Below are 9957 nucleotides of genomic sequence, written 5' to 3'. Positions count from 1 at the left end.
CCGCCGAAGCGGCGGTCGGAGGCGAAGAAGCTTTTGAGCGTGCCCGAGCTCGCCGCGAAGAGAAGGTCGTATATGGCGGCTTCGTTGTAGCGGACCAGCTCGTCGAGCGTGTCGGGCAACGTGAATACGCAGTGGTGGTACCTGGTGGGGAGCAAGCGTTCGCTCTGGGCGGCGACCCACTTGCGGGTGGCCCTGCCTTGGCATTGGGGGCAGTGCCTGTCCCGGCAGCTGTTGTAGGCGACGATCTCGTTGCCGCATGCGCAGACCGTCTGGACGCTGGCTCCCAGGCGGCTTGTGCGGCAGGCCTTGACGCTGCCGAAGACCTTGCACTGCTGGGCGCTGAGCGCCCGTTTCCTTTTGAGAGGGGGTTCGAAGCGGGTGATGATGTCCGCCAGCTTGCCCATGGACCGTTCGCGTCAGCGAGCGCCTCCATTTTTAGGATACGCTTGCAATGTATCTATTTTGTGGGTACTCTGTTGTGTATCCATTTTAATATTACTCGAACAAGTGATTGTAAGATTTCTGGATAATATCCTGACCGAAACGGTCGGAAGCAACCTTTTTGTAGGTAAATCTGCTTAATTTCAATCGTTAAACATCCTTTTTCGGATGTTATCCAAACGTTTGGATAATATCCTATGATCAAAATTCCAAATAACGTGCTGGAACCGTTCCAGAACGCACTCGCAAGCGAGCATATCCCAGAAAGGCAGAAGCCGTACTACGAAATGTGGCTCCGATTCTATCTCGATTTCTGCGACAAGAACGAATGCCCGGAAGGCAACGTAAGCAGCGTCGACCTTTTCGTCATCAGCCTGGAGAGCAGAGGCAAGGAAGCCTTCCAGCAACGGCAGGCTGCCAGGGCGGCAAGAATATACCTCGAGCTCCTGGAGAGAATCGAGCTATCCCCATGGGACAGGACGCTCCGCGCCCTCGAAGATCGGATCGCCACCCTCCACTACTCCACCAAGACGCTGTCCACATACCGCCACTGGACCCGGAGCTTCCGTGACTACCTGGAGGAGAAGGATCCAGATTCGGTCACCTCGAGCGACGCGGCTAGCTACTTCACCCATCTCGCGGTAGACAGGAAAGTGGCGGCTTCAACCCAGAACCAGGCTTTCAACGCCCTGCTCTTTCTCTTCGCGAAAGTCTGGCAACGTGACTTCAAGGGATTCGAGGGAGTAGTTCGAGCAAAGAAGTCCAACTACGTCCCGACGGTTCTGTCCCGAGCCGAGGTAGACCGAGTAATCTCTAAAGCGAACCATCCCTTCGCCCTCATGGTCCAGATGATGTACGGCTGCGGACTTAGGCTTTCCGAATCGGTAAACATCAGGGTGAACAACCTTTGCTTCGAGACGGGACTTCTGACCATTCGCAACGGCAAGGGAAAGAAGGACCGCGTCGTTCCCCTCCCCGCTTCCCTGGCTGACGAACTGAAACGCCAGATCCGTCGGGTGAAAGGACTACTGGAAAAGGACCTGGAGGCCGGGTTCGACGGAGCCTTCATGCCTCAGGCGATGTCGCGCAAGTACCAGAGCGCCGCCAAGCAGCTCGGATGGCAATGGCTGTTTCCAGCCAAGCAGCTCACGCACGTTCCGTCGTCGGGCGAAACGCGCCGATACCACGCGCACGAGACCAAAGTCGGTTCGGCGATCCGACAAGCAACCTACGAGGCAGGCATCCACAAGCGAGTGACCGCCCATACCTTCAGGCACACCTACGCCACTCACCTGCTTCAGGCCAATTACGACATTCGCACGATCCAAAAGCTGCTTGGGCACAGTGACGTTAAGACGACCATGATGTATACCCACATTGTCGACACCGGCACAGTCAAGGAACCCAAGAGCCCCTTGGACTTCTAGAGGGCAACAATACGGATGGCGAGGCCCAGCCCTCGCCGTCCAACCAAAGGGAATTCGCCCTCCAAGCCATGGTCCCCCCCCCCCCCCCTCTTTTCATCTTCGAAGCAGAGCCGTGAAACTCTCTCGCCTACCTGAGAAATCAATTCGGCCCGACCATGCCATCAATCCTGAGGAATCTAAACTCCCGCAAGGATTTGGGTCCGAGCTACCCGCCTTCGGCGGCTCATGCTTCAGGTCGGCAATCGATTCGTTGATTCCGAAATGACACCAAACGGTTTGAAACCATTTGGTGTCATTTTACTTAGGGTTCTCACTGAACGACCTCGAGCGAAATAGGCCACCAGGGGCACAACCACCTTTAGCTCAGCTATCGCTCTTGGCTCTCTCGTTCAACTGGTCCATGTTCACTAGATGAGCCCTTTGTAGGGCTACTTTCTCCGAGGATCCGTTGGCCTCCGAGTTTCTCGGAGGATGGCCAAGCTGCGCCACCCGAAGTCCAGTGATGACAATCGCAGGATCCGAGAGGTTTAATTTGGATATTCCAAAATGCTTAAGCGGGGTTTCGCGTGTAATTTCCGCGCGAAAATCGAAGGCCAGTCTCCCGCTAACCTGAAAACGGCGACGCCTGAGCTCTCTTAGCCGACTGCTGCGGACCTTGCCCCGGCCGTTAAGGCACCCCACCCTGCCTGTGCCCCCGGGGGATGAGCTCCAGCAGTGTGCATTCGCGGCACCTGTGCGATGCCCTTGATAAATCTCAAATTTCTACGCCAACCGATTTGAGCGGCGAATCTAACCTTTCACAAGGCAGTTGAACGCGTCTCTACGAAGGAGGCTTTCAGCAAGTAAAATAGAAAGGTAACAAAATGAATATGATTGGAGTCAACGTCTGCTTCAGCAAAAGTGACTATCAGTCGGCCAAGCTCGAAAACTGCCTCATCGAGATCGATCACTTGAGAGGGTTCGTTCGTTTTCCGAATCTTGACAGTGACGATCTCGACAAAATCGAATGGCTTTCAAACCGCTATCCTGTGCGGCCGGGAGTTAAGGAAGGACAATTCCGCATCGAGAGGAGGAGCGCTGTAGATCAAGCCACCGATTTCGCGTCCGTCGCTAACGATCTCATCGATGCAAGAATGCAAATCATCCACACCAAAGGCTTCAAGACGCAGGAGGCTTACGAAGTCCTAGGCTACTGCGAACGGTATGAGCTGCGTTACTACGGGCCAAATAGTTGGCCAAGCGCAGCCGGCTGGAAGGTATTGTCGCGATCTGATGTGCCCATAGTGCCCGGGATAGCTATTACCTACCGCCCGGACCTTTGTATCCCCGTTTACCGATTTCCGAAAACAACTGAAGCAAAGCGTTGCTCGAGGACGGTTTCTAAGCTGGCACATCTCTGTGTGGGCGAACAAGACTTCCGGCTGGATCTGCATATCGTCAATCCATCATCGTGGAATTTTGCTCCTAAGGGAGGCAAATTTTGGTACGGACAGACTTTCTTGCCGATGTCTTATCTTGGTGAGGCGTTGCAAAGATTGATTTTCGCAGGCTTTCAGATTAGAAGCGAAGTGGGAGGATCTCCACTCTTCGGCCCCTACACCGACTTCCCAATAGAATAAACTGTTGGCGATAGCTTTCCGGAAGAACTGCTGCGGAACGAGTTGGCTTCGCGGCAGATTCGGCAAGATCCACTGCTGGGTTGGCTCAATCAGCACCCGGATCAGCTTTGAACAGCTCAAGTAGAGGAAAATTAACGAAGACTTGGAATTTTCCGATTTTGCGAATCTGAAGAACTCCAGCTTCAGCAAATACTTTTAGGTAGCTTGTTGCGGTGTTTCGATCCCAGGCGATTCCGGCAGCAGTGATGGTTTCATGGCTGCAAACAGGCCGGCGGAGCAGTAGTTCAACGAGCTGCTTCCTTCTGTTCGCGTTAAGCTTCACTGCGGCTTGAACCAACGTCTCGTACGCCGTGCCAAGTTGAACAAGCCAGGCACGATACCAAATCGCTTGCTGCCTCGTTAACTCAAGGAAGTATCGCAACCATGGTTCCCAGCTACCGGTCGAGAACACATCCCTTAACGACTTTCCGAACTCGCCACTATTTTGCTTAGCACCCTCCTTGTCGATGCGTTTGCTAAGTTCAAAGACAGGCTGTTTCAATCCAATATTCTTTGCGAGAAAGAGAAGGAACAGCTCTTCATCTGCATCATAAACGCTCGTTGATCCGGGTGAAGCCGCCAAATAAAGCACATAGCTGATCGCTAATTTAACTACCGGACTGTGTCCGGATTGGCCTTCAGTGAATTTGAGCCAACAATCGATAAACTCACCAACGGAATCCTCAGCCGCTGCAGTGAAAACGGTTCCAGAAATCCCAACGTTCATGTCTCGCGCCGTGGAATCAAATTCTCTAGAGTATTCAAGATTAGAGTTATTCGTGGCGGAATCGTTCGTTGGAGGAGATTGGACGAATTTGCGAAAGAAAGACCTATCCTCTTTAAATGCTGCCCCTTCCAAATCTTCTGAACGTATCCAATCGAGGGCAACAAAGAGCTCATCGAGGATGTTCCGCGCCAAATCTGGACGCGGGAAGGACTCCCATGCTAGATTCAGCTTCCAGAGTTCCCTCTCTGCATCTAGGCTAGCCCTTAGGACTGATCTGGTCTCAACCGTTTTTGGATCTGGTACTTCAGGAGGTCTTTCGAGTGGCGTGTTTGGGTCCCATTTCACTTTGTCCAGTTACGGGCAACGGCTCGAAAACTTTAGCCTTCGGTTTCGCCACCAAGAATAACCTAAGCGCCCTCGCCTCTCACTAGCTATAAGCTAGATAGATCAAGCACCCTAGCCTGCCTTATAAATCCTGCCTATCATAGGCACCATGGACGGCGCTCGGGTAAGCGAGAACTTGAAAAAGAGAAAAGAAAGCCGTCAAAGAAAAGAGAAAAAGCGCTCGGGGTGTTTGTATTGAAAGACTAATTACGCGAATCGTACTAACGACTCGCGTAACATCGAACATAGTGCAGGATTCTGAGGAGTGAGAGAAGGAAGATCGATAGCTCAACCACGATGGGGCTTTGGCGAATCGGTCACAATTGAGCTGAACCATGTTGGCTAACAATGATGCGGTTCGGACAAACCTAAGAATCTTCATACGTCCGAACGAATCGCACATTCGAAAAGCCCGCACCAAAGAGTCTGGTGCGAACTTTCATTGTTAGCGGTCTTGGGATTCCTCTGCTCAGTGAGCAAGTCAGCGCCTTAGTACCTCTCGCATCAGCGAAGTGATGCGATTGATGAGCGCTAGCCTACGGCTAGTGGGTAGCGACTTAGACCTCAGCGCTTTGATCTTAGCTTCCGCGAGATCGCCGAGGCGTACGCATTGCATATATCGAGACCTCGGTACCATTGGACGGTCCCTCGCATCGACGCATTCCGTACAAAATGGCGGCGCCTTGAAGATGAATGATTTGAGGGTGTTGAAGCAAGTGGGGCAAATATAGGATCTGTACATTTCGTGAAGGGAGAGAATTTTCTATCCGATGTGCGTTTATTTCCATCTGTGTAGCTCACGCTCTTTTCCGGGACGGATTCAGCAATTTACTCGGCGCATGATGACGGAGAAACAACCGCCACTGGCGCTCGTGTGTCAGGACAGAATCCTCACGGTCGCCCCTATCTTCCCAGGGACGGAAGCTTTGGTCGAACGCAAGTCGAGCTGACCAGAGCTCTCCTTCGAGCAAGAATAGTTTCGCGTGCTCGTGGTTGATAACGGCTTCGTCGCAGGCTTTGATGCCTTGCATGGTAACGCACACGACTCCCTCTTCGCAGCCGAGGTGCCCCAGAGCATTGGACCAGTAGGCGTAGGCCGTTGGACTTGCGGGGGCGAAGTTGAGGTGCCATGTCGCTTGAGCGATAACAAGATTCCAGGCACGAGCTTCCCAGAGTAGCCTTAGCTTCTCGTAGCTACTTTCGCGGTCACCAGACTCAATTTGAGTCTTCAGTTCTTTCACCTCTTCTGGAGTCAGAAAGCGGCGATTGCGGAGTCGGTATATTTCAGATTTATCTAACATTAGTTGTATCGATTATTCGGTTACGGAATTTTGGAAAAACGGCAGCGTGAGCAGCCGAAAGCGGAGCGTTCAACTCACACTATCCAGTTCGAAAAAAAGGCTCCATTGCTTCTCGCCCGGCCCGGCAACGCCGGGTCGAGCGAGAACGGATAATCCCTGAAAATTCCCTCGCAAAAATACCTACGGCCCGTATCAACTTGCCTCCTCATCCTGCGAGCGAGCGATTGACGCTCTCGCGACTAGCCTAACACATCCCTCATGGCCCTCAAGAAATCCGAACTTTACTCCTCCCTTTGGCAGAGCTGCGACGAGTTGCGCGGCGGCATGGACGCCTCCCAGTACAAGGACTACGTGCTGGTGCTGCTCTTCCTGAAATACATCTCCGACAAGTACGCCGGTCAGCCGTACGCTCCCATCGTCATTCCGGACGGCTCCAGCTTCGCCGACATGGTCAAGCTCAAGGGCAAGACCGACATCGGAGACCAGATCAACAAGCGCATCATCGCCCCGCTGGCCGCCGCCAACGAGCAGCTTTCCCAAGCGGACTTCCCGGACTTCAACGACGCCAACAAGCTGGGCTCCGGCAAGGAGATCGTCGACCGCCTCACCAACCTCATCTCCATCTTCCAGAAGAAGGAGCTCGATTTCTCCAAGAACCGGGCCGAAGGCGACGACATTCTCGGCGACGCCTACGAGTACCTCATGCGGCACTTCGCCACCGAGAGCGGCAAGTCCAAGGGCCAGTTCTATACCCCCGCCGAAGTCAGCCGTGTCATGGCCGCCATCCTCGGTATCCACGAAGCCCAGACGACCAACGCCACCACCGTGTACGACCCGACTTGCGGCTCGGGCTCCTTGCTGCTCAAAGTCGCAGGCGAGGCGGATTCCGACATCACCATCTACGGACAGGAAAAGGATTCCACCACCGCCCAGCTGGCTCGCATGAACATGATTCTGCACGACCGGCCAACCGCTACCGTGCGTCCGGGCAATACCCTCGCCAATCCCAAGTTCCTCCACGGCGACGCCCTGCAGACCTTCGACTTCGTGGTCGCCAATCCTCCCTTCAGCGACAAGCGCTGGACCAGTGGCCTCCATCCCGACGAGATAGGGGTGCCGGCCGACAGCGACAGCGTCGACCAAGCCTCCCGCAACTTCCATCGCTTCGACGGCTTCGGCGTCCCACCCGCTAAGCAGGGCGACTACGCCTACCTCCTGCACATCGTGCGCTCCATGAAGTCCACCGCCAAGGGGGCCTGCATTCTCCCGCACGGCGTGCTCTTCCGCGGCAATGCCGAGGCCGCCATTCGGCGCGAGCTGGTCAAGCGTGGCATCCTCGCCGGCATCATCGGACTCCCCGCCAACCTTTTCTACGGCACCGGCATTCCCGCCTGCATCATCGTGCTCGACAAGGAGCAGGCCCGGGAGCGTCGCCCCATCTTCATGATCGATGCCTCCTCCGGCTTCATGAAGGACGGCAACAAGAACCGCCTCCGCAGCATGGACATCCACAAGATCGTAGACGTATTCAAGAAACGGATCGCGCTGCCCGGCTACGCCCGCGAAGTCCCCTTCGAGGAGATCGAGAAAAACGACTTCAACCTCAATCTCCCGCGCTACATCGACAGCCAAGCCAAGGAGGACATTCAGGACATCGAGGCCCACCTCCGCGGCGGCATCCCCCAGCGCGACATCGACGCCCTCGACCGCTACTGGCAAGTCTGCCCCAGCCTCAAGCAAAGCCTTTTCAAGGCCAACCGAGCCAACTACCTCGACCTCGCCGTCGCTCCCGAGTCCATCAAGACCTCCATCCAAGAGCACGCCGAGTTCTCCGCCTTCATCGCCTCCCTCGAGAAACACTTCGACGCCTGGCGAAACAAAGCCTCCACCCAGCTCAAACAGCTCGATCCCGGTTTCCATCCCAAGACCCTCATCCACGAGCTCTCGGAAGACCTGCTCGAGCACTACGCCGCCACGCCGCTCATCGATCGCTACGACGTGTACCAACACCTCATGGATTTCTGGGAGACGACTATGCAGGACGACTGCTACCTCATCACCCAAGACGGCTGGATTGCCAAGCCGGAGCGTATCCTAGAAGAAATTACAAAAGGCAAAAAGAAGGGCCAGACCGTGGACAAAGGATGGACCTGCGAGCTCGTGCCCAAGGAGCTGGTCGTCGCCCGCTACTTCGCCTCCGAGCAATCCGAGCTCGCCACCCTTCAGTCCCAACTCGAAGCCGCCACCGCCCGCCTCGCCGAACTCGAAGAAGAACACAGCGGCGACGACGGCGCCTTCTCCGAAATGGACAAGGTCAACAAAGCCGCTGTCACCGCCCGACTCAAAGAGTTAGGCATAAAAGGTAGGGCGGCATCGCCGAGACCGCCGCAACAACCCGATCTACTAGCAGCCGCCGAGTCCCCCGCCACCTACGGCTCCGACACCCCCACCGACGAAGCCAACGCCTTGCTCGCCTACCTCGAATCCTCCGAAGAGGAAACCGCCCTCAAAAAGCAAATCAAGCAAGCCGAGACCGAACTCGATGCTCTGGCCCTCGATCACTACGCCAAGCTCACTTCCGACGACATCAAGACGCTCGTCGTCGACGACAAGTGGCTTGCCGCACTTGCGACCGCCATCCACGGCGAAACCGACCGCATCAGCCAAAGCCTCACCCATCGCGTCAATGACCTCGCCGAACGCTACGCCCAACCGCTTCCCGAACTCACCACCCGCGTCGGCGACCTAGAGTCCAAAGTCAGCCAGCACCTAGAAAGGATGGGCTTCGCATGGCAGTAAAAACTGGATACAAGCAAACTGAAGTTGGCAAAATACCGGAGGACTGGAAAGATGCTCAACTCGGACCTCACGTCGTGATAAAGAGCGGCGATAGCCCGTCTCTTCAAAAATTCGATTCCAACGGCATCCCTTATTTCAAAGTAGACCAACTCAATCTCGGCGAAAAGTTTATTAAAGAATCTCCTTACCGAGTTCGCAGTTCGAAACGTGTCCCCAAAGGTAGCATAATCTTTCCCAAGAGAGGAGCATCCATCCTTCTAAACAAAGTAAGGATCCTTTCGGAGGATTCGTTCTTCGACACCAACCTGATGTCACTGACCGTTGATGAAACGATAGACTCCGAATACCTGTTTTATGCCCTAAAACACCTAGAGCTTTGGCGAATCGCTGATACGACTTCGATTCCACAAATTAACAACAAGCACATAACCCCGCTTGTCGTCCCCCTCCCGCCCACCAAAGCCGAACAAGAAGCCATCGCCGAGGCCTTAAGCGATGCGGATGCCCTCATTGAATCCCTGGAGCAACTCATCGCCAAAAAACGCCAAATCAAACAAGGCGCCATGCAGCAACTCCTCACCGGCAAAAAACGCCTCCCCGGCTTCTCCGGTGAATGGACTGAGCAATCGCTCTATGGCAAGGTAAGGCTTCAAGTTGGATTTCCGTTCTCATCGGCTGGCTTTTCAGAGTCTGCCAGCGGCTTTCGTTTGATTCGGAATCGAGATTTAAAGTCAGTCGAACAAAAGCTGTATTATGCGGGCGAATACTCCGAGAACTTTATTGTTAGGAAAGGAGATCTCCTCGTCGGAATGGACGGTGAGTTTTTGCTCAAGCTATGGGATGCTGAAGATTCTCTGCTCAATCAGCGGGTTGGGCGTATACATAATGGTCGTGAGGTGGACCGCGGATATCTTTATTACGCACTTCGCAAGCCAATGGAAAAGCTTGAATCGACAATCTCTGGCACGACAGTGAAACACCTCTCTCATAAGGACGTTGAGAACCTAGAAATCTTTTTGCCGCAGCTCCATGAGCAAACCGCCATCGCCGAAACGCTCAGCGACATGGACGAGGAAATCGTCGCCCTCGAAGCCAAGCTCTCCAAAGCCCGCCAACTCAAGCAAGGGATGATGCAGGAGCTCTTGACGGGTAAGACCCGTCTAGTCGCTCCTGCATCAAATGGATAATTGATAGTGGAGAATGGATAATTTGGATACGCG

At 54.5% G+C, this 9957-nt stretch carries 7 protein-coding genes; 4 read left to right on the top strand and 3 right to left on the bottom strand.

Features of this window, described 5'->3' with window-relative positions; translation table 11 throughout:
• Nucleotides 1-404 (bottom strand): IS91 family transposase (locus IEN85_RS16310; protein ID WP_191616167.1); only part of this gene is annotated, 404 nt, incomplete at its 3' end.
• 234 nt (nt 405-638) lie between these two features.
• Here IEN85_RS16310 and IEN85_RS16305 point away from each other — a divergent pair.
• Nucleotides 639-1868, top strand: coding sequence for an integron integrase (locus IEN85_RS16305; protein ID WP_191618166.1), 1230 nt, complete (start codon nt 639-641; stop codon nt 1866-1868).
• An 863-nt stretch (nt 1869-2731) separates the two neighbouring features.
• The gene (locus IEN85_RS16300; protein ID WP_191618165.1) at nt 2732-3487 is read left to right on the top strand and encodes a hypothetical protein; all 756 of its coding nucleotides are present in this window, start codon (nt 2732-2734) and stop codon (nt 3485-3487) included.
• A gap of 85 nt (nt 3488-3572) precedes the next feature.
• Here IEN85_RS16300 and IEN85_RS16295 read toward each other — a convergent pair whose 3' ends face one another.
• Nucleotides 3573-4445 carry a Fic family protein gene (locus IEN85_RS16295; protein ID WP_191618164.1) on the bottom strand — a complete coding sequence of 291 codons (873 nt, stop codon included), beginning with the start codon at nt 4443-4445 and terminating at the stop codon, nt 3573-3575.
• A gap of 989 nt (nt 4446-5434) precedes the next feature.
• Nucleotides 5435-5938, bottom strand: coding sequence for a hypothetical protein (locus IEN85_RS16290; RefSeq protein ID WP_191618163.1), 504 nt, complete (start codon nt 5936-5938; stop codon nt 5435-5437).
• Nucleotides 5939-6196: 258 nt separating this feature from the next.
• On the opposite strand from IEN85_RS16290, the gene IEN85_RS16285 reads away from it, so the two are divergent.
• Entirely contained in the window at nt 6197-8737 is a 2541-nt protein-coding gene (locus IEN85_RS16285) for a type I restriction-modification system subunit M (protein WP_191618162.1), read from the top strand.
• Nucleotides 8728-9924: a restriction endonuclease subunit S gene (locus IEN85_RS16280; RefSeq protein ID WP_191618161.1), complete on the top strand. Its 1197-nt coding sequence runs from the start codon at nt 8728-8730 to the stop codon at nt 9922-9924. Before IEN85_RS16285 ends, IEN85_RS16280 begins: the two co-directional genes overlap by 10 nt.
• Nucleotides 9925-9957 lie beyond the last annotated feature (33 nt).

This window comes from Pelagicoccus enzymogenes (assembly GCF_014803405.1).
GTDB classification, from domain to species: domain Bacteria; phylum Verrucomicrobiota; class Verrucomicrobiia; order Opitutales; family Opitutaceae; genus Pelagicoccus; species Pelagicoccus enzymogenes.
This window is presented reverse-complemented; position numbering and strand designations above follow the sequence as displayed.